The sequence below is a fragment of the Streptomyces sp. NPDC093984 genome (assembly GCF_044764595.1).
Classification (GTDB): Bacteria; Actinomycetota; Actinomycetes; order Streptomycetales; family Streptomycetaceae; genus Streptomyces; species Streptomyces cynarae.
Map to the genome: position 1 here is coordinate 660,921 of NZ_JBIWIM010000003.1, position 25,025 is coordinate 685,945.

The following is a 25,025-nucleotide window of genomic DNA, read 5'->3' on the forward strand; positions in this document are numbered from 1 at the left end:
TCAGCTTCACACCAGCCGACAGACCCGCGCAGAATCCCACACACCTCTTCTTGGTCGACAGACCGCACGGCATCCGTGCCGCCGAACCTCTCCGCACAGCAAGGACTGATCACCATGCGCACTCGCAGAGCCGCACTCACCGCGATAGCCGGAGCCGCCTCCCTCGCCCTCACCCTGACCGCCTGCGGCCAGAACAGCGAGGGCGGCAGCAAGGAGAAGGCGGGCAGCGCCAAGGGCGGCACCATCGGCATCGCGATGCCGACCAAGTCGTCCGAGCGCTGGATCAACGACGGCAACAACGTCGTCAAGAACCTCCAGGCCAAGGGCTACAAGACCAAGCTGGTCTACGGCGAGGACGACCCCGACACCCAGGTCTCCCAGATCGAGAACCTGATCACCCAGGGCGTCAAGGGCCTGATCATCGCGGCCATCGACAACAAGTCCCTGAACAACGTCCTCCAGCAGGCCGCCGACGCGCACATCCCGGTCATCTCCTACGACCGCCTCATCCTCGGCACCAAGAACGTCGACTACTACGCCTCGTTCGACAACGAGAAGGTCGGCGTGCTGCAGGGCACGTACATCGTGCAGAAGCTCGGCCTGGACAAGGGTAAGAAGGGCCCGTTCAACATCGAGCTGTTCGCCGGCTCCAACGACGACAACAACACCAAGTACTTCTTCAACGGTGCGATGAGCGTGCTCCAGCCGTACATCGACAAGAAGGAGCTGGTGGTCAAGTCCGGGCAGACGCAGCTCAACCAGGTCACCACGCTGCGCTGGGACGGCACCACCGCGCAGAAGCGCATGGAGGACATCCTCACCTCCGCCTACAAGAGCGGCAGGGTCGACGCGGTGCTCTCGCCCTACGACGGCATCTCCATCGGCATCCTGTCCGCGCTGAAGTCGGACGGCTACGGCTCCGCGAGCAAGCCGCTGCCGGTCATCACCGGCCAGGACGCCGAGCTCGCCTCGGTGAAGTCGATCATCGCCGGTCAGCAGACGCAGACCGTCTACAAGGACACCCGCCAGCTCGCCAAGGTCGCCGCGACCATGGTCGACGACGCCCTCAACAACAAGAAGCCGCAGGTCAACGACACCAAGACGTACGACAACGGCACCAAGGTCGTGCCCGCCTACCTGCTCCAGCCGGTGAGCGTCGACAAGTCGAACTACGAGGACGTGCTGGTCAAGGGCGGCTACTACACCGACGCCCAGCTCAAGTAACCGAGCGCACACCCCCACCGACCGCACACGACTGGAAGGCACGACCATGGCGGGACCCGTCCTGGAAATGCGCTCGATCGTCAAGACCTTTCCCGGCGTCAAGGCACTGTCGGACGTCAATCTGACTGTCCGTCAGGGCGAGGTCCATGCCATCTGCGGGGAGAACGGCGCCGGCAAGTCGACCTTGATGAAGGTCCTCTCCGGCGTCCACCCGCACGGCACGTACGAGGGGGAGATCCTCTTCGAGGGAGAGGTCTGCCACTTCAAGGACATCCGGGCGAGCGAACAGCACGGCATCGTGATCATCCACCAGGAGCTGGCACTGGTGCCGTTCCTCTCCATCGCCGAGAACATCTTCCTCGGCAACGAACACGCCGCACGCGGGTTCATCAACTGGAACGAGACGCTCAAGCACGCCACCGAACTGCTGCGCCGCGTCGGTCTCGACGAGCACCCGGAGACCCGGATCGCCGACATCGGCGTGGGCAAGCAGCAGCTCGTGGAGATCGCCAAGGCGCTCTCCAAGGACGTGAAGCTCCTCATCCTGGACGAGCCGACGGCGGCCCTGAACGACGAGGACAGCGGCAAGCTCCTCGATCTCATCCTGGAGCTGAAGAACCAGGGCATCACCTCGATCATCATCTCCCACAAGCTGAACGAGATCCGCAAGGTCGCCGACTCGGTGACGATCCTGCGCGACGGCCGCACCATCGAGACGCTGGACGTCAAGGCGCCGGAGACCACCGAGGAGCGGATCATCGCCGGCATGGTCGGCCGCGACCTCGACCACCGGTTCCCCGAGCGCTCCCCGCACGAGGCGGAGGAGGGCGCGGCGCCGGCCCTGGAGATCCGCAACTGGACCGTGTTCCACCCGATCGACCAGCAGCGCAAGGTCGTCGACGACGTGTCGATCCAGGTGCGGCGCGGGGAGATCGTCGGCATCGCGGGGCTGATGGGCGCGGGCCGTACCGAGCTGGCCATGAACGTCTTCGGGCGCACCTACGGCCGGTACGCGGGCGGCACGGTCCTCAAGGACGGCAAGGAGATCCGTACGAAGACGGTCGCGGAGGCGGTCGCGCACGGCATCGCGTACGTCACCGAGGACCGCAAGCACTACGGCCTGAACCTCATCGACACCATCAACCGGAACATCTCGCTGACCGCCCTGAACAAGGTCGCCAAGCGGGGCGTGGTCGACGAGCAGGAGGAGCGGCAGGTCGCCGAGGGCTTCCGCAAGTCCATGAACATCAAGGCGCCGACCGTGTTCGAGCCGGTGGGCAAGCTGTCGGGCGGCAACCAGCAGAAGGTCGTCCTCAGCAAGTGGATCTTCGCGGGACCGGACGTGCTGATCCTGGACGAGCCCACCCGCGGCATCGACGTGGGCGCCAAGTACGAGATCTACACGGTGATCGACCAGCTGGCCGCGCAGGGCAAGGCGGTCGTCTTCATCTCCTCCGAGCTGCCGGAGCTGCTCGGCATGTGCGACCGCATCTACACCATGGCCGCCGGGCGGCTGACCGGAGAGGTTCCACGGGCCGAGGCCACCCAGGAAGTGCTGATGCGCCAGATGACGAAGGACAAAGAGGTAACCCGATGAGCACGGATGTGACCGCCAAGACCCCGGCCCCCGCGCCGCCGGGCAAGAGCGGATCGGCCACCGGCGGGGGCCTGCTCCAGCTGGTACTGGGCGGGCTGCGCCGCAACATGCGGCAGTACGGCATGCTGATCGCGCTCGGCCTGATCGTCATCCTCTTCGAGGTCTGGACCGGCGGCGACCTGCTGCTGCCGCGCAACGTCTCGAACCTGGTCCTGCAGAACAGCTACATCCTGATCCTCGCGATCGGCATGATGCTCGTCATCATCGCAGGGCACATCGACCTCTCGGTCGGCTCGCTGACGGCGTTCGTGGGCGCCTTCGCGGCCGTGCTGACCGTGGAACACAGTGTGGCGTGGCCCATCGCACTGGTGCTGTGCCTGCTGGTGGGCGCGGTGGCCGGCGCGGTGCAGGGCTACCTGATCGCGTATCTCGGCATACCGTCGTTCATCGTCACCCTCGCCGGGATGCTGCTCTTCCGCGGTCTGACGGAGATCCTGCTCAAGGGGCAGACCCTCGGCCCCTTCCCGGACGGGCTGCAGAAGCTCGGCAACGGCTTCCTGCCCGAGGTCGGCCCGAACACCAACTACCACAACCTCACGCTGCTGCTCGGCCTCGTCATGATCGCCGCCGTGGTCTGGCAGGAGGTCCGCGACCGGCGCCGGCAGCGGGAGTTCTCCCTCGACGTGCTGCCCGCGCGGCTGTTCGCGCTGAAGCTCGTCGCCCTGGTCGCCGCGGTCCTGGCCCTCACGATGCTGCTCGCCAGCTACCAGGGCGCGCCGATCATCCTCATCATCCTGGGCGTCCTGGTGGTCGGCTACGGCTATGTCATGCGCAACGCCGTCTTCGGCCGCCACATCTACGCGATCGGCGGCAACCTGCCGGCCGCGAAGCTGTCCGGCGTCAAGGACAAGCGGGTCACCTTCCAGGTGTTCCTGAACATGGGCGTGCTCGCGGCCCTGGCGGGTCTGGTGGTCGCCGCCCGCCTGAACGCGGCCTCGCCGAAGGCGGGCGTGAACTTCGAGCTCGAGGCGATCGCCTCCTCGTTCATCGGTGGCGCGTCCATGAGCGGCGGTGTCGGCACCGTCCTCGGCGCGATCATCGGTGGTCTCGTCCTCGGCGTGCTGAACAACGGCATGAACCTCCTCAGCGTCGGCACCGACTGGCAGCAGGTCATCAAGGGCCTGGCCCTACTGGTGGCGGTCGGTTTCGACGTGTGGAACAAGCGCAAGTCCGGTTCGTGAGCCGGTAAGGGCCCCCGCCGAAAGGCGGGGGCCCTTTTCCCGGTACAGGAGCCGAACGTGGAACCGGGCGGACGCTCGGTCGTCGCGGGAGCGGCGCCAACGGACATGACCGCGGCCACCTCGGGCAGGGCGCAGGCAGCAGAAAGCAGGAGAACCCGTGAAGGAACTGTTCGGCAAGCTCGCCGACGGCACCGAGGTCCACCGCTGGTCCCTGGAGAACGGCGGCACCCGGCTGAAGGTCCTCTCCTACGGTGGCATCGTCCAGTCCCTGGAGATCCCGGACCGCCACGGCCGCTGCGAGAACGTCTCCCTCGGCTTCGACACCATCGACGACTACGTGGCGAAGACCCCGTACTTCGGCGCCCTCATCGGCCGCTACGGCAACCGTATGGCCAAGGGCCGGTTCACCCTGGAGGGCAAGAGCCACCAGTTGTCCGTCAACGACGGCGTGAACAGCCTGCACGGCGGCGAGCAGGGCTTCGACAAGCGCATCTGGGACGTCGAGCCGTTCACCGAGGGCTCCGACGTCGGCCTGCACCTGTACTACACGAGCGTCGACGGCGAGATGGGCTACCCGGGCACGCTCAAGGCGAAGGTGACGTACACCCTCGACAAGCACGGCGACTGGCGCATCGACTACGAGGCCACCACGGACAAGGCCACCGTCGTCAACCTCACCAGCCACGTCTACTGGAACCTGGCCGGCGAGGGCAGCGGCACCATCGAGGACCACGAGCTGCAGATCGCCGCCTCCCGCTACACGCCCACCGACTCGGGCCTCATCCCCACCGGCGAGCCGGCGAAGGTCGCCGGCACCCCCTTCGACTTCCGCCACGCCAAGCCGGTCGGCCGGGACATCCGGGCCGGCCACCCGCAGCAGGTGCAGGCCAAGGGCTACGACCACAACTGGGTCCTGGACAAGGGCGTCACCGCGAAGCCCGAGCACGTCGCCACGCTCCGCGACCCGCGCTCGGGCCGCACCCTGAAGATCTTCACCGACCAGCCGGGCCTGCAGTTCTACTCGGGCAACTTCCTCGACGGCACCCTGGTCGGCACCGGCGGCCACACCTACCGCCAGGGCGACGCGCTGTGCCTGGAGACCCAGCACTTCCCGGACTCGCCGAACCACGCCGACTTCCCGTCGACCGTGCTGCGGCCCGGGCAGACGTACCGGACGACGACGATCCACTCGTTCAGCGCGTAAACGCGAGGGAACTCACACTCGACGCACACCAGTTGAACAACGCCACGTCCGTATCCGTATGAGTGGGTGGCCCGTGCTCCCCCGCACGGGCCACCCACCGTACGGAGGTTGCCTTGGCAGACAACGTCACCTCGCTGTTCCGCAGCTCCTCGGCGCACAGCCCCTCGATGGCGGCGCTGACACGGGAGAACGACGGAGTCGGCCCGGTGGACTTCTGCATCCCCTGCAACCCGTACTTCCCCACGCCCGCCATGTTCGAGGAGATGGCGGGCAAGCTGCGTGAGATCCTCACCTACTACCCGAGCGGCGCGGAGACGATCACGGCCGAGCTGTGCGGTCTGCTCCAGCTGCCGCCGCAGTGCGTCGCCATGGGCAACGGCTCCACCGAGCTGATCACCTGGATCGACCACCTGCTGGTCCGCGAGTCCCTCGCCGTCCCCGTCCCCACCTTCGGCCGCTGGACCGACCAGCCCATGGAGACCGGCAAGCGGGTCGACATGTTCCCGCTCCAGGAGTCCAGCGGCTTCTCCCTGGACCTCACCCAGTACGCCGAGTTCATCCGCAAGCGGGGCACCCGGGTCGCCGTCGTCTGCAACCCGAACAACCCCGACGGCGGCTACCAGTACAAGCACGCCCTGGTGCAGTTCATGGACCAGATGGCCGACCTCGACCTGGTCGTCGTGGACGAGTCCTTCCTGGAGTTCGCGGACGCCGAGGCCGACCCCAGCGTCGTGCAGGAGGCCATGCTGCGGCCCAACGTCGTCGTGCTGCGCAGCCTCGGCAAGAACTTCGGCCTGCACGGCATCCGCTTCGGCTACCTGGTCGCCAACCCGTCGCTCGCGGGCCGGATCCGCTCCATGCTGCCGAAGTGGAACCTCAACTCCTTCGCCGAGCACGTGGTGTTCATGCTCAAGGAGCACGGGGCGGAGTACCAGCAGAGCCTGCAGCAGGTGCGCCGCGACCGTCTGGAGATGGCCAGCCACCTCTCGGCGCTGCCCGGCCTGACGGTCTACCCGTCCCAGGGCAACTTCCTCTTCGTGCGCCTCCCCGTGGGTGCCGAGGGCACCGTGGTCCGCGACCGGCTGCTCACCGAGCACCGGATCCTGGTCCGCGAGTGCGGCAACAAGATCGGCTCCTCCAGCCGCTTCCTGCGACTCGTGGTGCGCCCCCAGGTGGACGTGCGTCGCCTGGTGTCCGCCCTGGAGCAGGTGCTCTACGGGTCCAGGAGGGGAGCCGCCGTGCCCGAGCTGAGCCAGGGGACCGGCTACAGCTCGGGTACGGCGGCGGTGGACCGCCTGGTCAACCAGACCAACGGGGCCGGGGTGCGGGGGCTCGCCGCCCAGGCCGCAGGGTCCGCTCAGGGGCTCCCGGCCGCCGCGCCGCTCCCCGCCGCGCAGCCGGCCGTCGGCGGAACGCCCATGCCCGCGGCGGCTCAGGCCGCTCCCCCGCCGCCGGCGCCCGCGCCACTGCTCACGCCCGCACCCGCACCGGCTCCGCTGCCGACCCCCGCACCCGCTCCGGCGCCCTTCCCGGCGCCCGCCCCGGTCCCCGCCGCTGCCGCGGCGACCGGCCCCACGCCGCCGGGCGTCCCCGCGCGCGGCGGTCTGACCGCCGCCCAGGTGCGCGGCGTGACCGCGCCCGCCCCCGGCATCCCCGGCCTGGCACCGGCCCCGGCCACCGGCTGGCCCAGCCCGCCGGCCTGGCCGAACGCGGCGGGGATGGGGCAGGCGGGGTAGGGCCGCGGCGCAGGTGCCGTCCGGGTGAGCCGTCCGGGTGATACAAAAGCCACCGAGTTATTGCCTGATGTCCGATTTACTCCTATAAATACCAAGGCGTCACTAAGCAACTGTTTCGCCCACCGGGCGGCTCCACTTGAAATGCCACTCGACCGCGAGTGACGCAATTCACTTACGATGCGCCTTAGTGACTTACCCGGTCCTTAACTCCCCGGCTTTGCAGACATGACCCAATCCGAGGCACGGGCGACAACTAGCCTGCTTAGTAAAGACGGGAATTGTCGAGTTATTCCCGGCGGCTAAGAATGTTCCCGCCGCAGCGCACCGCAAACGAAATGCGGTGCTGTTTGTCGAGGGGAACCGGCAACTGCGGGCAATGCAATCCCCGGACCAAGGACCGCACCATGCCCAAACACGCCTCCAACCGCTCGCGCCGGGCGCGCCGGTTCTCCACCGGCAGCGCCGTCACCGTCGGCTCATTCGCCCTGGCCTGCACGGCCGTGCTCGGGACGGCCCAGGCCGCCCACGCCGCTCCGGCCGCTTCGGCCGTCGCGGGCACTCCGGCCGCGTCCGCCGGTACGACCACATACGTCGTCCGGCTCGGCGACCACCTGGCCTCTATCGCACGGGCCCACAATGTGCCGGGCGGCTGGCAGGCCATCGCAGCGGCCAACAAGATTGCCAGCCCCTACATCATCCGGCCGGGTCAGGTCCTGATTCTTCCCACCGGTTCTTCCTCGATCAAGAAAACCGTGGCCTCCCCGGCCAAGAAAACCGCACCGGCCTCCAGCGGCGTGATCTACGCCAACAACCTGGACGGCTGGATCAAGCACTCGCTGGCGGTCATGAAGCAGCACGGTATTCCGGGGTCCTACAACGGCATTTACCGCAATGTCATCCGCGAGTCCTCCGGCAACCCGAAGGCCATCAACCTCTGGGACTCCAACGCCGCGAAGGGCACCCCGTCGAAGGGCCTCCTCCAGGTGATCGACCCGACGTTCCGCGCGTACCACGTGCCGGGCACCTCGTGGGACATCTACGACCCGGTAGCCAACATCACCGCCGCGTGCAACTACGCCTACCACCGCTACGGTTCGATCGACAACGTCAACGGTCCTTACTGACCCGTCCGGCCCGGACCCCGGGGCGGTGGCCGCGCAGTGCGGCCGCCGCCCCGTCCGCGTTCAGCGGGCGACGGGCCAGCCGCTGCCGAAGTCCAGCAGGTTGATCCCCAGTTTCGGCGTGCCGTTGTCGTGTCGCGACCACTACAAGGTGCTGGCGGTGCTGGAACGCGAGGCGGGCTTCACGGAGCAGACGTTCCCGGACCCCGAGGTGGTCGGCGGCATCGTGGGCGGGGTCCGCCGCGGCAGGATGCGCAGGACCGAGTACTACCCGTTCGCCGCCAGACCGGTCCGGGTACTGCTCGTCCTCCTCGTCCTCGTGCTCATCGGGGAGTCCCTCTACATGCTGCTGCGCAGCGACCCCGAGCCCGCACCGCTGGACTGCGCCAAGGGCACGCTCACCCTGTCCGGGTCCACCGCGTTCGCGCCGGTTCTGCGGGAAGCCGCGCGGCAGTACGAGAAGACGTGCCCCGACGCGCGCATCCCCCTCTCGGACGACACCTTCAAGGGCAGTGTCCCGGGCCTCGACGCCCTCGACGCCGCAGGGAAGAAGGAGAAGCCGGCGGGCGTCCAGGGCCTCGGCGACCGGCTGACGTTCAGCGACGGCCCGAAGAGCGAGGACGGCCGCCCGCAGCTGCTGCCCCGGCCCGTGGCCCTCTCCCTCTTCACACTGGTGGTCAGCCCGGACGCGGGCGTGAAGGACCTGTCGCTGAAGCAGGTCCGGGACATCTACGCGGGCAGGACAACCAACTGGAACCAGGTCAAGGGCAACAACCTGCCCGTCCACCTCGTCAGCCGCAATCCCGGCTCCGGCACCCGCACCACCCTGGAACTCCGCGTCCTCGGCAACAAGCGGCTGCCGGGCGTCACGGCGAGCGACTGCGCCGCCATGGACGCCGCCAAGCCGGGCCGGTGCGAGGTCGGCGACACCCAGACCCTCCTGGACACCGCGGCGTCGACCCCGGGCGCCCTGGGCCACAGCGAGGTCGGCGCGGCCACGGCCGACGCCGGCATCCAGCCCGTCCGCATCGACGGCTACCCGGCCACGCTGGAGGGCGTCGACGGCGGCGCGTACCCGTACTGGCAGACCGAGTACGCCTACACCTACGGCGAACCGCCCGCCGACTCCCTCGCCGCCGGCTTCCTGCGCTACCTCTCCGACGAGGTCGGCAAGGACATCATCCGCTCCCACGGCGACCGCCCCTGCGCGGAACTGGCCAAGCCGCTGCTGTGCCGTCCGAGCTGATTGAGCACTGGCGCCGGCAACGCAGCTCAGGCGGCGGCAGGCCTGCCGTTCCCGTAGAGCCACGTCTGGAACAGGCCGGACAGGTCCTTCCCTGACAGGCGCTCGCACAGAGCTGTGAACTGTGCGGTGTCCGCGTTGCCGTGTCGGTGCTCAGCGGTCCAGGTGCGCAGGATCGTGAAGAAGACGCTGTCCCCCACGGCCTCGCGCACCTTGTGCAGGGTCATGGCGCCCCGTCCGTACACCGGCGGGTCGGACACCCGGACGCCACTGGGGGGTTCCGCCGGGGGAAAGTCCCAGATGCCGTCGCTCTCGGGGTGGACACCTTCGTAGAAGGCGTCGAAGACCTGCTGCGCGGTGTCGCCGCCCGTGTGCTCCTGCCAGAGCCACTCCGCATAGGTGGCGAATCCTTCGTTGAGCCACATGTCCTTCCAGGCGCGTGGCGTGACGGAGTTGCCGAACCACTGGTGTACCAACTCGTGTACCAGCAGGCTCTCGTCGGGAACCGAGCCGAAGTACGGTCTGGTCTGGGTCTCCAGGGCGTATCCGAGATCCGGGAGATGGTCGACGACGGCGCCCGTCGAGCGAAAGGGATACGGCCCGAAGCGGTCGCTCGCCCAGGTCACGATGTCCGAGACCGAGCTCCGCAGCTTCTTGGAGTCCTGGGCCTCGTCGGGATCGACGGCGACGTACACCGGCACGCCGTCGGCCGTCCTGCCCTCGCCGATGTCGAAGGAGCCGACCGCGATGGTGGCCAGGTAGCTCGCCATGGGCTCTGTGCTGCGCCAGTGCACGGTGACGCGGTCCTCCTCCACCTCCTTGCTCATCAGCTCCCCGTTGCTGACGGCGACATAGGAGTCCCCGTCGCCGTCATCGGGCACAGTGACCGTGATGTCGTAGGCGGCCTTGTCCGAGGGGTGGTGATTGCCCGGGAACCAGGCGGCGGAGCCGTTCGGCTCACCGAGGGCGACAGCCCCGTCGTCCGTCTCGAGCCAGCCCTCCACCGCTCCGTCCGCATCCTTGAGCGTCCTGGGGTTGCCGTCGTACCGGATGGTGGCCGTGAAGGTCCTCCCCTTCCCGATCACGTGGGAGGGCGTCAGCGTCAACTCGCCTTCGGACCGGCTGAACCGCGCTTCCACGCCATTCACCGCCGCGTGCCGCACCCTCAGTCCCGTGAGGTCGAGGTTGAAGCGGCTCAGGTCCTGAGTGGCGCGCGCGCTGATCACCGCGGAGCCCTCGAGGTGGTTGGTCTCGGGCACATAGGTGAGCGCAAGACCGTAGTGAGAGACGTCGTAACCACCGTTGCCCGCTGACGGGAAGAGCGCGTCCTCGACACCGGGCGCGCCCGGCTGCCCGACGGTCGTCCGCTCCGGTCCGGAACAAGCGACGCTCGCGAAGAGCAGCAGCGCCAGGAGCAGGGCGCGCCGCGGGGAGTCTGCCCCTCGGGTCCTTCCGAGCGCCAGGCGTTGTGGCACGTTCCCCCCTTGTGTTCCCCCCTTTATGACGTCGGCCCGTCCTCAGGGGTTCTCCCACGACGCAGGTTCCGCGGCCAGGCGGCGGACCGGTTCCGGGAGGGTGTCCGTCGCGATGTCGGCGAGGGTGACGCCCTCGAGGATCTTGCGTACGTTCGCCCGCAGGGCGATCCACAGGGGCAGGAGCGGCTGCGCCGAGCCCGTGTAGGTCAGGCCCGTGGGCCGCTCCCCCCGTACCGACACGATCGGCCCGTCCACCGCGCGGATGACGTCCGCCACGGTGATCGCGGACGGCTCCCGGGCCAGGGCGTAGCCGCCGGTTCCGCCGCGTCGGCTGGTGACCAGGCCCGCGCGGCGCAGATCGCCCAGGATGCCCTCCAGGAACTTGTGCGGAATGCCCTGCGCGGCCGCGACCGTCTCCGCCTTCACCGGGGCGGTGCCCTCGCGCACGGCCAGCTCCAGCGCCGCCCGTACCGCGTAATCCGCCCGTGCCGAGATCCTCATGCGGCCATTCTGATGCCTGCCACGGGTGACAATCCTGACGTGGCGATGAGCAGACGTACATTCCATATGATCACCGGCACCGCCGCGCTCGGTCTGGCGCTCGGCGGCAGCGGTGAGGTGTGCGCCACCGCGAGCGCCCCGACAGGGCCGCCCCCAGGTCCGCCTCGGGCGGACGGACGGGCGCACACTGTCGGCTTCGACCGGTACTCGATGCTCGTCGACGGCCGGCGGGTCGTGCTGTGGTCGGGCGAGATGCACCCGTTCCGGCTACCGAGCCCGTCGCTGTGGCGGGACGTGCTGCAGAAGATGCGCGGCCACGGGTACAACACCGTCAGCGTCTATGTGGCGTGGAACTTCCACTCCTCCGCCCCCGGCCGCCATGACTTCACGGGCGTCCGCGACCTCGACCTGTTCCTGCGTACCGCCGCCGAAACCGGTCTGTACGTGACCCTGCGCCCGGGCCCCTACATCAACGCCGAGGTCGACGCGGGCGGCTTCCCCGGCTGGCTGACCGCGACGCCGGGCACGGCCCGCACCTCCGATCCGACGTACCTCGCGTACGTCGACGAGTGGCTGACGGCCGTCAACCGGATCGCCGTACGGCATCTGTACACGGACGGCGGCGGCACGATCGTCCTCTACCAGCTCGAGAACGAGTACGCGAACCACGTCACCGAGGCCGCCGGCCGCGACTACATGGCCCACCTGTACGACAAGGTCCGCGCCGACGGCATCGATGTGCCGCTCTTCCACAACGACAAGGGCCGCAACGGCTACTGGGCGCCCGGCACTTTCGACACCGGCGCGGAGCGGGGGCGCTGGCTGTACGGCTTCGACGGGTATCCGTCGCCGTTCCGGACGCCGCCGGACTGGGGGTACTTCGGGCCGGGCGGGTCCACAGCGAGTCCCGGCACGCCGGGTTTCCTGGCCGAGTTCGGGGGCGGCTGGTTCGACCCCTGGGGCGGGGTGGAGTTCGGCGGGAAGGGGTACGCGGAGTCGCGCCGCACCCGGGACGCGGCGTACGAGCGGCGCTTCCACCTGACCAACCTCGCCAACGGCATCAAGATCCACAACGTGTATATGACGTTCGGCGGCACGTCGTGGGGGTGGCTGCCCGCGCCGGTCGTCTACACGTCGTACGACTACGGCGCCGCCCTCGACGAGGCCAGGCAGCCGACCGCCAAGCTGGTCCCGATGCACCAGATCGGGCACCTGCTGCACACCGTGCCGGAGCTGGCCGAGCTGGACCGGGCGGAGGACGTCGACGTCGGCGGCGGCTCGGCGCTCAGGGCGTATCACCTGGTCGGTCCGGACACCGGGGCGCATGTGTACGTGCTGCGCAACGACTCCTCCGCTGAAGCCGAGGCCGCCGTCCCCGTCGCCGGGACCACCGTCCGGGTGCCCGTGCCCGGTCTCGACGCCCGGCTGCTGGCCGCCGGGATCTCGCTCGGGCGGCGGACGCTGCGGTACTCCTCCGCGCAGCCCATGCTGCGGCTGGCCGTCGGGCGGCAGGACCTCGCCGTGTTCACGGGCCGTTCGGGCGAGGCGACGACGACCGTCCTGGAGTGCGCGCGCGAGCCGAGGGTCACCGTGCTGGAGGGGGACGCGGCACACACGTACGCGCGGGGCGCCCTGCGCCTGGACGTGCGGCTCGGCGGGCTCGTCCGGGTGCTGGTGGAGGGCGGAGGCGTGGCACGTCCGCTGCTGCTCCTCCTCGCGGACGACGAGACGTCCGTACGGCTGTGGCCCCACTCCACACCGTCCGGGCCGTTCCTGGTGTACGGGCCCCCTCTGCTGCGCACCGCCGAGCGTCGCGGCACCACCGCACAGCTCACCGGCGACACGGTCGACGACGCGGATCTGGAGGTGTGGGCGCCGTCCGGGGTGACCGAGGTCGTCTGGAACGGGGCTCCCGTGCCCGCGCGCGGCACCCCGTCCGGCAGTCTGCGCGCCACCCGGCGGCTGCCGGGCGCGGCACCGGTCCGGCTGCCCGCGCTGACCGGGTGGCGCCGGAGGGCGGAGAACCCCGAGGCCGCCGTCGGCTTCGACGACTCGGCGTGGCGGACGGCCGACCGGACGACGTCGTACGCCACGACTCCCGTGCCGGCCGGACAGCCCGTCCTCTTCGCCGACGACTACGGCTTCCACTACGGGGACGTCTGGTACCGGGGCCGTTTCGAGGGAGCGGCGGGCGCCGGGTCCGTGTCGCTGGCGTACGTGTCCGGCACACAGGGGTTGCTGATGGCGTGGCTGGACGGGAGGCCGCTGGGCACCCACCGGATGCCCGTGCCGGACGCGAGGACGGTGCGGCGGGGGACGTGGTCGGCCACGGCGACGTTCCCCATCGCGCCGGGTGACGGGCCGCATGTGCTGTCCGTGCTGGTCCGGCGCATGCAGCACGACGAGGACGGCGGGGCGAACGACAGCCACAAGGCGGGCCGGGGCCTGGCCTCCGTCGCCTTCGGCGGGGCGTCGCCCGCGGTGCGCTGGCGGATCCAGGGCGAGGCCGCCCCGGACCCGGTGCGCGGCCCGCTGAACAACGGCGGGCTCTATGGGGAGCGGCACGGCTGGCATCTGCCCGGTTTCCCGGACGGCGACTGGGAGGCGGTCGCGCTTCCGCGTGCCGAGCGGGGGCAGGGTGTGGTCTGGTACCGGACGCGGTTCCGGTTGGCCGTCGACCCCGGCACGGACGCGTCCATCGGGCTCACCCTGACGGACGATCCGGCGCGGGCCTACCGGGCGCAGATCTTCCTCAACGGCTGGAACATGGGCCAGTACATCAACGACGTGGGTCCCCAGCACACCTTCGTCCTGCCGAACGGTGTGCTCGACACCCGGGGCCCGAACACGCTCGCGCTGGCGGTCCTCGCCGACGGGACCACCCCGTCGGGGCCGGGCGCCGTCGAGCTGACGCTGCTGGGACGGGCGGCCGGCGGAGTCCCGGTGACGCTGGTGGACTCCCCCGGCTTTCCGGGCCCGTCGTTCTAGTGGCGGATGGTCGACGAGGGCTGCTCGAGCGTGGGCCAGCCGTCGCGTGTCCAGCCGAGCGGGTTCAGGCCCAGCTCGGGTGTGCCGTTGTCGTCCGCGTCGTAGTAGTGGTACGCGATCCAGTCCTCGCCCTGGTCGCGGAAGACGGACTCTCCGCCGGGGCCGATGTAGCGGCCGTGGGAGGCGAGGAACAGGTCGCCGCCGCCGTTCAGCAGGGGTGTGCCGGTGCTGTCGGTGTAGGGGCCGGTCACCGACGTGGACCTGCCGACCCTGATCTTGTACGTGGAGTTCACTCCGGCGCAGCAGGCGTCGTAGGAGGCGAACAGGTAGTAGTACGGGCCGTGTTTGACCACGTAGGCGCCCTCGACGGCGTACGGGGCGTCGGGGCGGGTCGCCAGGTGGTGCACCGTGGCGCCGGGGATCGCCTTGCCGGTCGCAGGGTCCAGTTCGACCATGCGGATGCCGGTCCAGTACGAGCCGAACGCCATCCACAGCTTGCCGTTCGCGGGGATCACCGCCGGGTCGATGGCGTTCCAGGCGTCGGTCGTCTCGGAGGTGAAGACCTTGCCGTGGTCGGTCCAGGTGCCGGGCATGCCGGTCGGGGAGGTGGCGACGCCGATCGCGGAGTGGTTGGTGCCCCAGGAGGAGACGGCGTAGTAGAGCCAGTAGCGGCCGTCGCGGTAGGACAGGTCGGGTGCCCAGGGGTCGCCGGTGGAGTTGTACTCGTACCACCAACTCGGCGGTTCGGCGAAGGCGTTGCCCGCGTCGTCCCAGTGGCGCAGGTCCTTGGAGAGGCGGGCGCCGATGACGCCGCCGGTGGAGTAGGCCACGTAGAGGCCGTTCTCGAGGTGGTGGACGGTCGGGTCGTGGATGATCTGCTGGCCGGTGAGGGGGAGCGGGTCGGGGTAGTCGGCGGCCTGGGCGGTGGAGGGCAGGAAGGCGAGGAGGGCGGCGGCCGGGATCGCCGCGAGTCTGAGGCGCTTCAACGGACGGTCTCCTTACGGGAGATGCTGCGTGACGTGCTGCCGACCGAGCCTGGCGTGTTCGAGATTTCGTGCGATGCTCGTAACTTCGAACGGGACCGTAGAATGGAAGCGGTTTCACGTCAATGGGCCGGACAGGAACCGGAAGAACCGTTTACTCCGGCACAGTTCAGGGCCCCCACCCGGTGACGACCGAGCGGAGGCCCTGAGCGGACGATGGGTCAGCCGGCGAACGCGGGCTGCGCCAGGCCCTTTCCGGCGCCGGGGACGACGAGGAGCGAGCCGGAGAGCGGGTGCGGGGCCTCCAAGCCCGTACGGGCCGTGGTGATGTACAGGTCGGCCAGGTCGGCGCCGCCGAACGCGCATGCGGTGGGGCGCTCGACGGGCAGTTCCAGGACGCGGTCCAGGTCCCCGGACGGGGTGTAGCGGTGGATCGCGCCGCCGTCCCACAGGGCGACCCACACACAGCCGTCCGCGTCGACGGTCAGTCCGTCCGGGAAGCCCCGGTCGACGTGAGCCAGGGCGCGCCCGCCCACCGGGAGCCCGTCGTCGCCGACGTCGAAGACGTCGATACGGCGGGTCGGCGAGTCGATGTAGTACATCAGCCGGCCGTCGGGGCTCCAGCCGGTGCCGTTGCTCACGGCGACGTCGTCGAGGACGGTGCGGACGGTGCCGTCGCCGGTGATCCGGGACAGGGTGCCACCGCCCGGCGCCTCGTCGTAGCGCATGGTGCCCGCCCACAGGGAGCCGTCCGGCGCGACGGCCGCATCGTTGCCGCGGCGGCCGGGGACAGGCTCGCGATGCAGCCAGCGGAAGGTGCCGTCAGGGTCGCGCAGGCCCACGCCGTCGCGGAGGTTGAGCACCAGGCCGCCGCCGGCGCGCGGCTTGGCGGCGCCCACGTGCTGCTCCGTGGTCATCACCGTGCGACGCCCGGAGGCGGGGTCGTAGGTGTGCACCCGCGACCCCAGGATGTCGACCCAGATCAGCCGACCGCCGTCGGCGTCCCACGTCGGGCCCTCGCCGAGGACCGCGTCCTCGCGTACGGCGAGCTCGTACGTCGTCGTCATGCGACGCTCCGGTGGCCGAGCCGCTCGGAGAGTTCCGCGGCGCCCTTCGCGGCGAGCTGCTCCAGCTCGGCGAGGCGCTCGTCGCTCCAGCGGATCATGGGCACGGAGATGGACAGCGCGGCGACGACCTGCCCGGTGCGGTCGCGCACGGGGGCGGCGACGCAGCTGACGTCGGGGTTGGACTCGCGGCTCTCCACGGCGATGCCGCGGGCGCGGATCTGAGCCAGGGCCTCGCGCAGGGCCGCCGGGTCGGTGATGCTGTTGGGAGTCATCGCGACCAGCTCGGCGTCGTCCGGGACACGGGCGGCGAGTTCCGGCTCGGGCAGGGACGCGAGGAGCATCTTGCCGACGGAGGTGCAGTGGGCGGGGAGCCGGCGCCCGGCCGCCGACACCATGCGCACGGCGTGCGTGGAGTCGACCTTGGCGATGTAGATGACGTCGGTGCCCTCGAGGATGGCCACGTGGACGGTCTCGTCGCAGGTCTCGGCCACGGACCGGGCGACCTGCAGGCCCTCGGCGGCGAGGTCGAGCTGCTCGGCGTAGCGGCTGCCGAGCTGGTACGGGCGGACGCCGAGGCGGTAGCGTCCCGGCTGGCCCTGCACCGGCACGATGTACGAGCGCGCGGCGAGCGTGGTGACGAGCTCGTGCACCGTGGTGCGCGGCAGCTGGAGCTTGCGCACGATGTCGGGGGCGGACAGCGTGCCGTCCCCGTCGAGGAAGAGCTCCAGGATGTCGAGAGCCCGGGTGACGGCAGGTACGAGGCGTCCCACGACCGGCCCCCTCTCCATGTTCGAAATTTCAACTGGCGATCGGCATGACGAACACAGGCTAGTCATAGTGCGCTGGGGCGGCAATGGTCCTGCGAAGTGCGGGATCGGGCAAGTGGTCGGCGAGGATGGACGGCATGCCGTCCGCCTTCACACCCCGTGACTTCCAGCTGGTCCTGCTGCGCCGTATGGCCGACCACAATCCGGACCTGGTGGAGGACGCCCGCCATGAGCTCGGCGTCTCGATCGCGGACATGCGCGAGGCCAACAAGCGCTGGCAGGCGATGGTCCGCTCGCCGCGCTCCCGCTCGGCCGTCTCCCGGTACCGCTCGGTCCTGGGCCAACCGGAGTCCACCACTCCCCGCCGCATCGGCGACCTGGACTGCGACGCCCTGCTGTGGCCGGTCCCGCTCTGGCCGGACCTGCGCTTCGAGGTCCTGGTGGCGCCGAACGGGGTGGTGTGGAACGAGTGGCTGGTACGGGCCCCGGGCGCACCGTCCCCACCACTGAAGACCCTGGAGGACCTCACCCCCTGGTCCTGCACGGTCGACGAGGCGGCCCGCGCCTTCGCCCCCGCCCGCCCCCTGGAGGGCACGGCCCCGACCCGCTGGGGCCTGGCCTTCACGGCCCCGGACGCGCGGGGCGTACGCCACCAGGTCGCCGCGGAGTTCACCTGGGGGCTGTTGCAGCGGGTGGGCGTCAGCGGGCAGCGGTGAGGATCGCGTCCACGACCACGGGCAGCGACCCGGTGTGGAGGTCGAGGAACAGGTTCGGCTCGACGAGCTCCAGCTCCATCACGCACGGCTCCCCGTCCGCCCCGTCCACCAGGTCGACCCGGGCGTAGAGGAGCTCCGCCCCGCCCGGTACGGCGGCCAGGGCGCGCTCGGCGGTGGCGAGTTCGGCCGGGGTCGGGGTCCAGGGCTCCAGGCCGGGGTGGGCCACCTTCTTCTCGTCGTACGGGGTGCCGGGCGCCAGGACGGCGCCCTTCCGGCTGGCGTGCAGCAGCCGCCCGCCGAAGAACTGCACCGCCCGCTCCCCGCTCACGTCGATGTCCTTCACATAGGGCTGCACCATCGCCGTGAACCCCTCGGCGTGCATGCGGGCGAGCTGTCGTACGGCGATGTCGTGCTCCCCGGGCGCGTACCGGGCGGCGAACCGGGCGCCGGCGCCCGAGGTGGGCTTGATGACGTACTCGTGGTCGCCGGGCAGGTCGGTGGGGTCGCCGGGGGCGATGTACCCCGTGGGGACGGTGGGGACACCCGCGGCGGCCAGGTCCCCGAGGTACCGCTTGTCGGTGTTCCAGCGCACGACGTCCGCCGGGTTGGCCAGCCGCGTGGCCCTGCCGCACCGCTCGGCCCACGCGGTGAACTCGGCCGCCCGCCAGCTGTAGTCCCACGTGGACCGGATCACGGCCAGGTCGTATCCCGCCCAGTCGACGTCCGTGTCGTCCCAGTACACGGCGTCGGCCTCGGCCCCCGCCGCCCGCAACTCCCGCACGAGCACCGGAAGATCGCGGTCGACGGTGACCTCCGGCCCGGGACGGCAGGTGACGAGTGCGACTCGGGCCACGGCTGGGCTCCTGTTCGTATGACGAATGCTCCGCGACGATGCCTCCGCGCAGGCTAACAACAGAGCGTGGAACCGGGCACGGGCCGTTGACCTTCACCTTCGGTCACCTTCTCGGTCGCGAACGGCCGAGCTTGTGCACTCAGTCGTTTCACACCTCGTCGCGCTCCCGACTGCCCCCTACGACAGGACGGTCACGGGTCGCATCCACCCTGCTCCCCTGTGTTCTAAGGAGTGGGTGCGGGTGCGGTGACGAACACCCACGCCGAGCGTGCGCGGTTGCGCACGTTCACCCCGGCGACGACGTCGGCCGGACCAGCGAGCCCGCACCGACGACAACGGAAATGGTCCCGGGTGGACCGGTTGGCCCGCTCGATGTGGCCGCAGCGCGGGCAGCGCTGCGAGGTATAGGCCGCGTCCACCTCGAGGAAGGGCACCCCGGCCTTGCGTGCCTTGTAGGCCAGGTGCTGTCCGAGCTGGCGGAAGGGCCAGGAGGAGAGCGTGCCCCGCTGGTCGCGGCGAAGCCGTACCCGCTCGCGGATCCCGTCGAGTTGCTCGACGGCGATGCCCCGACCGGTGCGTTGCGCGACGGACACGATCTCCTTGCTGATGCGGTGGTTCACCTGGGTGGCATGGCGCTTCTCCTTCTGCGCGCGGCGTGCGAGACGGCGCGTGGCCGAGCGGGTGTTCTTCTTCTGCAGTTCGGCGCGTTTGCGAGCCTGGCAACGCCGGTAACGGCCCAGCCGGTGGCCCTGGTAATTGGTGCCGTCGGATGTGGTGGCGAGATTGACAACGCCCCGATCCACACCGATGAAGTCGGCCGGCTCGTACACCTCGGGATCCGGGATCTCACAGGTGGCGATCAAAAACCACTTTCCGCCCCGCTGGACCACGTCGCTCTCGCCCTTCCGGTAGGTCACGAGCATCTTGAGCTGGTCGGAAGAACAGGCGAACCCGATGCCCTTCATCCGCCCGTCCACGGTCCAGATCGACACGGTGCGCGCGTCGTATTGCCACGACAGACAGCGGTCGTCGAACGGCTGAGCCGCCTCGGGCCGGAAGGCGATCGGGGAGCTGACCGCTGCGCGGTGCCGCTTGGACGTGGGCGGCCCCAGGTTCCCGGCTTGCAGGTTGGCCTTCAGGGTCGCGTAGGCGTCGACGACCTTCTTCACCACGCGCACCACCGGCTGCGCGGACAGACCAAAGGTGATCTTCAGGTCCGCGTAGACCTGCTTCTGCAGGCCGTTGCGGTCCTTCAACGCCTTGGCGAAGGCCACGCTGGAGGCATAGGTGGCAGCCTGGTTGCAGGCGTGCAGGGTCGCCTCCAGCGCCGACGCCTGCTCGGGTGTCGGCAGCAGCTTGACCTGAACCACCAGCCTCATGCCATCGGACCGTAGTACGGCCACCGTATGCGCGACCGATACTTCCTTGCCGTTCACTAGTCCCGGTGACCCGTGGAATCGTTGTTCGCCTGCCCCGGCTCTGCAGGCCAGACCAAGCGCTCCGCGTCGGTGCGCGAGCGGATGCAGCGACGCTCCGCGTCACTGGGCTGCGGAGCAATTCCTCCCGGCGCACACGCCGGGTGCGGCAATGACAATGCTGACGAGGCCACATGGCCGGCAGGGGAGTGCGGCACGATGGGTCCGTAGGCCCCGTCCGCATGTCCGCCTCGACGCAAGGAGTGTCCGCGTGTCCTCCCTCTTTCCGGCGCTGTCCGATCCCTCGGCCGGGCGGCGGCCCGCCCTGCGGTTCGGGGAGCGGGGTCTGACCTATGCGGAACTCGCCTCGGCGGCGGGGGCGCTAGCCGGGCGGATCGGCGAGGTGATGGGGGTCCCCCCTGCTCATGGGGGTCCCCCCGCTCGAGCGAAGTCGAGAGTGGGGGAGGAGTCGAGAGCTTGGGGGAGGGTGGCCGTGTGGGCCACGCCCTCCCTGGAGACCGCCGTCGCCGCGGTCGCCGCGCTGAGCGCCGGTGTGCCCTTCGTGCCGCTCAACCCGAAGTCCGGGGAGCGGGAGCTCGGGCACATCCTGGCGGACAGCGCGCCGTCGCTGGTGCTCGCCGGGCCGGGCGTCGAACTGCCCGGCCCGGTCGGCGGGCTGGAGCGCGTCGACGTCGATGTGCACGGCTCCGGGGCTCTCCCGCAGGACGGGACCGGCGACGAGGATCCCGCCCTCGTCGTCTACACCTCCGGCACCACCGGCCCGCCCAAGGGCGCCGTCATCCCCCGCCGTGCCGTCGCCACCACCCTCGACGCGCTCGCGGACGCCTGGCAGTGGACCGGTGACGACGTGCTCGTGCACGGGCTGCCGTTGTTCCATGTGCACGGGCTGGTGCTGGGCGTTCTCGGGCCGCTGCGGCGCGGCGGGTCCGTGCGGCACCTGGGGCGGTTCAGTACGGACGGGGTGGCGCGGGAGCTCGGCGGGGGCGCGACCATGCTGTTCGGGGTGCCGACGATGTACCACCGCATCGCCGAGGCCCTGCCCGCCGACCCCGAGCTGGCCAAGGCGCTCGCCGGGGCCCGGCTGCTGGTCTCCGGGTCCGCCGCCCTGCCGGTGCACGACCACGAGCGGATCGCCGCCGCGACCGGCCGCCGGGTCGTCGAGCGGTACGGCATGACCGAGACGCTGATGAACACCAGCGTGCGGGTGGACGCGGAGGCACGCGCGGGGACGGTGGGGGTTCCGCTGCCGGGTGTGGAGCTGCGGCTCGTCGAGGAGGACGGGTCCGTCATCGCGGCCTGCGACGGGGAGAGCGTCGGGGAGATCCACGTGCGCGGGCCGAACCTGTTCACCGGGTACCTCAACCGGCCCGACGCCACCGCCGCCGCGTTCACCCCGGACGGCTGGTTCCGCACCGGGGACATGGCGGTGCGCGAGCCCGACGGGTATGTGCGGATCGTGGGGCGCAAGGCGACCGACCTCATCAAGAGCGGCGGCTACAAGATCGGGGCCGGGGAGATCGAGAACGCGCTTCTCGAGCACCCGGGTGTCCGGGAGGCCGCCGTCGCCGGGGAGCCCGACGACGACCTGGGCGAGCGGATCGTCGCCTGGGTGGTGCCCACTGATCCCGCGGCGCCGCCCGGTGCCGACGAGCTGGCCGGCCACGTGGCCCGCCGGCTCGCCCCGCACAAGCGTCCGCGCGTGGTGCGGTACCTGGACGCCCTGCCCCGCAACGACATGGGGAAGATCATGAAGCGGGCGCTGCCGGATGCCTGAGCGCCCGTCCGCGCGGGACGCCCTCGCCCTTGTCGCCGACGACTTCGCGGAACTCCCCTCTCCCGCGCCCGACGGGCAGCCCGACGGTCCCCTGGCCTGGCCCGGCTACGACGCCTCCCGCGCCCGCGCCGCCGCGCGCACCGGCGAGGAGGAGTCCGTCGTCTGCGGGCACGCCACCGTCGGCGGCACCCCGGTCGTGCTGATCGCGTTCGAGTTCGGCTTCCTCGGCGGCTCCCTGGGCGAACGCACCGGGGACCGGCTGGAGGCGGCCCACGTCCACGCCCGTGAGCGGCGGCTGCCGGTGGTCTCGCTGGTCGCGACGGGCGGCAGCCGGATGCAGGAGGGCATGCTCGCGCTGACCCAGTTGCAGCGCGTGGCCCGCCAGTCGGCGCTCACCCGCGCGGCCGGCCTGCCCCAGCTCGCGGTGTTGCGGGACCCGACGACGGGCGGCGGCTGGGCCACGCTGGGCGCGGGCGCCGACGTGGTGCTGGCCCTGCCGGACGCCCAGGTGGGCTTCGCGGGCTCCCGGGTGCGCCCACCGGACGCGGACCCGGCGGCGTACACCGCTCAGGCGCAGCTCGCGGCGGGCACCGTCGACGCGGTCGTACGGCCCGGAGAGCTGCGCGAGACGCTGAGCCGGTGGCTGGCGCTGCTGACGGCGCGCTCCACCGAACCCGCGCCCGTGCCCGGCGCGCTCGGCCGGGTGGACCTCCCGGCCACCGGCTGGGACGCGGTGCGGCGCGCCCGGGACCCGGAGCGCCCCCGCGCGCACGCCTACCTGGACGCCTGCTTCACCCTCCGGGTGGCCATCAGCGGCGACCGCTGCGGCGGCACCGACCCGGACGGCATGCTGTGCGGCTTCGGCACCCACGACGGCCGGACCATCGCCTACGCCGCCCAGACCGGCACCGCGACCCGGCCCGCCGGGTACCGTACGGCCGCGCGGCTGATCCGCCTGGCGGACCGGCTGTCCCTGCCGGTGCTGACGCTGGTGGACACACCGGGCGCCGCCAACGACGCCGAGGCCGAACGGCAGGGCGCGGGCGCCGCGATCGCCGACCTGTTCGCCGCGGTCGCCACCGCCCGTACGCCGATCACCACCCTGGTCATCGGCGAGGGCGGCTCAGGCGGCGCCCTGGCGCTCGCCGCGCCCGGCAACACGTGGGTCACCCCGGACAGCTACTTCTCCGTCATCGCACCCGAGCTCGCCGCCGCGATACTCAAGCGCCCTCCGGAGCAGATGCGGGAGACGGCGGACCAGCTCCGGGTTCGGCCGCAGGACCTGGTCGCCCTGGGGGTGGTGCGGGGGATCGCCGACGCCGCTACGTGAGGAGCGGACCCCGTACAAGGTCCCCCGTGCGCGACGCGCCCAGGACCACCCGCCCGGACCACCCCGAGGGGCGCGGGCCCGCGTCACGGCGGAGGATGCGGAGAAGAGGCCCGCCGCCCGGCGGCCCGCCCGCGGTCCGTTCTCGGGAGGTACCGCCATGACCGTCAGCCTGGACCAGCTGCGCCGCTGCCACTTCGCCGTCGACCTGGGCGCGGCGAGGACCCGCGTCTACGTCAAGGGCGCGGGGCTGGTGGTGGACCAGCCCAGTGCGGCGGCCGTGAACACCCGCACCGGCGCGCTGATCGCGGTCGGTGAGTTCGCCGAGAAGATGACGGGCCGCACGCCCTCGTACATCCGCGTCGTCCGGCCCGTCTCCGGCGGTACCGTCGTCGACATCGAGATGGCCCAGCGCATGCTGCGCCATCTGCTCGGCGAGAAGCTCCGCCGCAGCCTGCGCCGCAAGCCCCGGCTGCGGGCCGCCGCCTGCACCCCGCACGACGCGGACCCGCTGGCCCAGCGCGCGGCCGTGGAGACGCTGGTCGGGCTGGGGGCGCGCAGGGTGGAGCTGGTGGACACGCTCGTCGCGGCGGCCGTGGGGTGCGGGCTGCCCGTCGAGCAGCCCGAAGCCTCCATGATCATGGTGTGCGGGGCCGCCGCCACGCAGATCGCGGTGCTGTCGCTGGGGAACATCGTGACCGCCGAGCGCATCCCGGTGGGCGGCGAGGCCGTCGATCACGCCATAGTGCAACACCTGCGGCACGAGCACGCGCTGATGCTGCCGAGCCAGTCCGTACGGCCGCTGCGGCTCGCCCTGTGCGCGGGCGGGTTCACCTCGGACGGGCCCGCCTCCACCGAGATCATGGGGCGGGACGTGGCGACCGGGCTCGCGCGCTCCGTGAAGGTCGACACGGCGGCCGTGCGGAACGCCATCCAGACCCCGCTGACCGCCGTCCTGGACGGCATCGGCAAGGTGCTGCGGGACTGCCCGCCCGATCTGGTGGCCGACCTCGCCGACCGCGGGATCATGATGGTCGGGGGCAGCGCGCTGCTGCCGGGGCTCGACGACATGCTGCGCCAGGCGACCGGCATGCCCGTGCACATCGCCGAACGGCCCGACATCTGCGCGGTCCAGGGCCTGGGCGCGATGCTGGAGGGCAGGATCCGGCCTCTGACGCTGGATCCGCTGGCGGCCTGAGCTCCGACCGCTGGCCGGACGGCCTCCGGTGGGAGCCGGACGGCGTTCCGGGTGGCCTCCGCGGGCAGCGGCGGGCGGTTCCGTACGATGGGCGCCATGACCTCCGGCGTGTGCACCCGCTCCTCGGTGAGCCGTGCCCGCCGGGTGCTGCTGGTGATGGCGGTGCTGGCCGGGGTGCTGGCCATGCACGCGCTGTCGCCGTCCGGCACGCCGTCGGCGGGGCAGCACGTCATGGCGGGGGCGCCGGGTACGGCAGGGCATCGGAGCGCAGCCGCACCCGCTCACGCGGACGACTGCGCGTGCGGCCGTCTGTCGAACGCCGGCCATGGCGGGATGGCCATGGATCACTCGGGCGGCACCTGCGCGGCCGGAGGCACCGCCGCCTCCTACGTCCCGCCCGCCCTGCTGCCCGCGCTCGCGGTTCCCGGGGAGTGCGCCGCGGCCTTCTCCGGCCCTCCGCTCGCGCGGACGGCCGACGGCCGGGCTCCGCCCGACCTGTCCGAACTACAGCTTCTGCGGATCTAGAGGCGCCCGCACGACACCTTCCCTCTCAGGTGGCGTGCTCCGGTCCGTC

Annotated in this window: 19 protein-coding genes and 1 pseudogene; 13 read left to right on the plus strand and 7 right to left on the minus strand. The window is 71.0% G+C overall.

The window, feature by feature from the left end; genetic code table 11:
* The first annotated feature begins 114 nt into the window (after window positions 1-114).
* From chvE to ACIRC0_RS15230, 7 genes and pseudogenes are all read left to right on the plus strand, one after another.
* Entirely contained in the window at window positions 115-1,224 is a 1,110-nt protein-coding gene (gene chvE / locus ACIRC0_RS15200) for a multiple monosaccharide ABC transporter substrate-binding protein (RefSeq protein ID WP_403616096.1), read from the plus strand.
* A 46-nt stretch (window positions 1,225-1,270) separates the two neighbouring features.
* Window positions 1,271-2,821, plus strand: a complete 1,551-nt coding sequence (gene mmsA, locus ACIRC0_RS15205; protein WP_403616099.1) for a multiple monosaccharide ABC transporter ATP-binding protein — start codon at window positions 1,271-1,273, stop codon at window positions 2,819-2,821.
* A complete protein-coding gene (gene mmsB / locus ACIRC0_RS15210; RefSeq protein WP_403616101.1) occupies window positions 2,818-4,062 on the plus strand; it encodes a multiple monosaccharide ABC transporter permease in 1,245 nt (414 codons plus the stop codon). The genes mmsA and mmsB overlap by 4 nt, the downstream gene beginning before the upstream one ends.
* A gap of 105 nt (window positions 4,063-4,167) precedes the next feature.
* Window positions 4,168-5,266 (plus strand): annotated as a pseudogene (locus ACIRC0_RS15215) (aldose epimerase family protein).
* Window positions 5,267-5,379: 113 nt separating this feature from the next.
* Window positions 5,380-7,002 (plus strand): pyridoxal phosphate-dependent aminotransferase, encoded by a 1,623-nt coding sequence (locus tag ACIRC0_RS15220; protein WP_403616104.1) that lies wholly within the window; start codon window positions 5,380-5,382, stop codon window positions 7,000-7,002.
* Between the two features lie 404 nt (window positions 7,003-7,406).
* Window positions 7,407-8,126: a LysM peptidoglycan-binding domain-containing protein gene (locus ACIRC0_RS15225; protein ID WP_403616106.1), complete on the plus strand. Its 720-nt coding sequence runs from the start codon at window positions 7,407-7,409 to the stop codon at window positions 8,124-8,126.
* 118 nt (window positions 8,127-8,244) lie between these two features.
* The gene (locus ACIRC0_RS15230) at window positions 8,245-9,369 is read left to right on the plus strand and encodes a substrate-binding domain-containing protein (RefSeq protein WP_403616109.1); all 1,125 of its coding nucleotides are present in this window, start codon (window positions 8,245-8,247) and stop codon (window positions 9,367-9,369) included.
* A 26-nt stretch (window positions 9,370-9,395) separates the two neighbouring features.
* Here the strand turns inward: ACIRC0_RS15230 and ACIRC0_RS15235 are convergent, their stop codons facing one another.
* Window positions 9,396-10,841 (minus strand): M1 family metallopeptidase, encoded by a 1,446-nt coding sequence (locus tag ACIRC0_RS15235; protein WP_403616111.1) that lies wholly within the window; start codon window positions 10,839-10,841, stop codon window positions 9,396-9,398.
* Window positions 10,842-10,883: 42 nt separating this feature from the next.
* Entirely contained in the window at window positions 10,884-11,342 is a 459-nt protein-coding gene (locus ACIRC0_RS15240; RefSeq protein WP_388573026.1) for an RrF2 family transcriptional regulator, read from the minus strand.
* Window positions 11,343-11,381: 39 nt separating this feature from the next.
* On the opposite strand from ACIRC0_RS15240, the gene ACIRC0_RS15245 reads away from it, so the two are divergent.
* Window positions 11,382-14,330, plus strand: coding sequence for a beta-galactosidase (locus tag ACIRC0_RS15245; protein WP_403616113.1), 2,949 nt, complete (start codon window positions 11,382-11,384; stop codon window positions 14,328-14,330).
* Here the strand turns inward: ACIRC0_RS15245 and ACIRC0_RS15250 are convergent.
* The 3 genes from ACIRC0_RS15250 to ACIRC0_RS15260 form a co-directional block, all read right to left on the minus strand.
* On the minus strand, window positions 14,327-15,316 hold the full coding sequence (locus ACIRC0_RS15250) for an arabinan endo-1,5-alpha-L-arabinosidase (protein WP_403616116.1): 990 nt from the start codon (window positions 15,314-15,316) through the stop codon (window positions 14,327-14,329). The two genes, ACIRC0_RS15245 and ACIRC0_RS15250, sit on opposite strands and share 4 nt — an antisense overlap.
* A 218-nt stretch (window positions 15,317-15,534) precedes the next feature.
* Complete coding sequence (locus ACIRC0_RS15255) at window positions 15,535-16,380, minus strand: SMP-30/gluconolactonase/LRE family protein (protein ID WP_403616118.1); 846 nt, start codon at window positions 16,378-16,380, stop codon at window positions 15,535-15,537.
* The gene (locus ACIRC0_RS15260) at window positions 16,377-17,150 is read right to left on the minus strand and encodes an IclR family transcriptional regulator (RefSeq protein WP_403616120.1); all 774 of its coding nucleotides are present in this window, start codon (window positions 17,148-17,150) and stop codon (window positions 16,377-16,379) included. The genes ACIRC0_RS15255 and ACIRC0_RS15260 overlap by 4 nt, the downstream gene beginning before the upstream one ends.
* Window positions 17,151-17,284: 134 nt before the next feature.
* On the opposite strand from ACIRC0_RS15260, the gene ACIRC0_RS15265 reads away from it, so the two are divergent.
* Window positions 17,285-17,863, plus strand: coding sequence for a hypothetical protein (locus ACIRC0_RS15265; RefSeq protein ID WP_403616121.1), 579 nt, complete (start codon window positions 17,285-17,287; stop codon window positions 17,861-17,863).
* Here ACIRC0_RS15265 and ACIRC0_RS15270 read toward each other — a convergent pair.
* On the minus strand, window positions 17,847-18,716 hold the full coding sequence (locus ACIRC0_RS15270; protein WP_403616123.1) for a RimK family alpha-L-glutamate ligase: 870 nt from the start codon (window positions 18,714-18,716) through the stop codon (window positions 17,847-17,849). The genes ACIRC0_RS15265 and ACIRC0_RS15270 overlap by 17 nt on opposite strands.
* A 224-nt stretch (window positions 18,717-18,940) precedes the next feature.
* Window positions 18,941-20,095 (minus strand): RNA-guided endonuclease InsQ/TnpB family protein, encoded by a 1,155-nt coding sequence (locus ACIRC0_RS15275; protein ID WP_403616514.1) that lies wholly within the window; start codon window positions 20,093-20,095, stop codon window positions 18,941-18,943.
* Window positions 20,096-20,402: 307 nt separating this feature from the next.
* On the opposite strand from ACIRC0_RS15275, the gene ACIRC0_RS15280 reads away from it, so the two are divergent.
* From ACIRC0_RS15280 to ACIRC0_RS15295, 4 genes are all read left to right on the plus strand, one after another.
* On the plus strand, window positions 20,403-21,926 hold the full coding sequence (locus ACIRC0_RS15280) for an acyl-CoA synthetase (protein ID WP_403616125.1): 1,524 nt from the start codon (window positions 20,403-20,405) through the stop codon (window positions 21,924-21,926).
* A complete protein-coding gene (locus ACIRC0_RS15285) occupies window positions 21,919-23,256 on the plus strand; it encodes a carboxyl transferase domain-containing protein (RefSeq protein WP_403616127.1) in 1,338 nt (445 codons plus the stop codon). The genes ACIRC0_RS15280 and ACIRC0_RS15285 overlap by 8 nt, the downstream gene beginning before the upstream one ends.
* A 157-nt stretch (window positions 23,257-23,413) precedes the next feature.
* Complete coding sequence (locus tag ACIRC0_RS15290; RefSeq protein WP_403616130.1) at window positions 23,414-24,451, plus strand: rod shape-determining protein; 1,038 nt, start codon at window positions 23,414-23,416, stop codon at window positions 24,449-24,451.
* Between the two features lie 96 nt (window positions 24,452-24,547).
* Window positions 24,548-24,976, plus strand: coding sequence for a DUF6153 family protein (locus ACIRC0_RS15295; RefSeq protein WP_403616132.1), 429 nt, complete (start codon window positions 24,548-24,550; stop codon window positions 24,974-24,976).
* Window positions 24,977-25,025 lie beyond the last annotated feature (49 nt).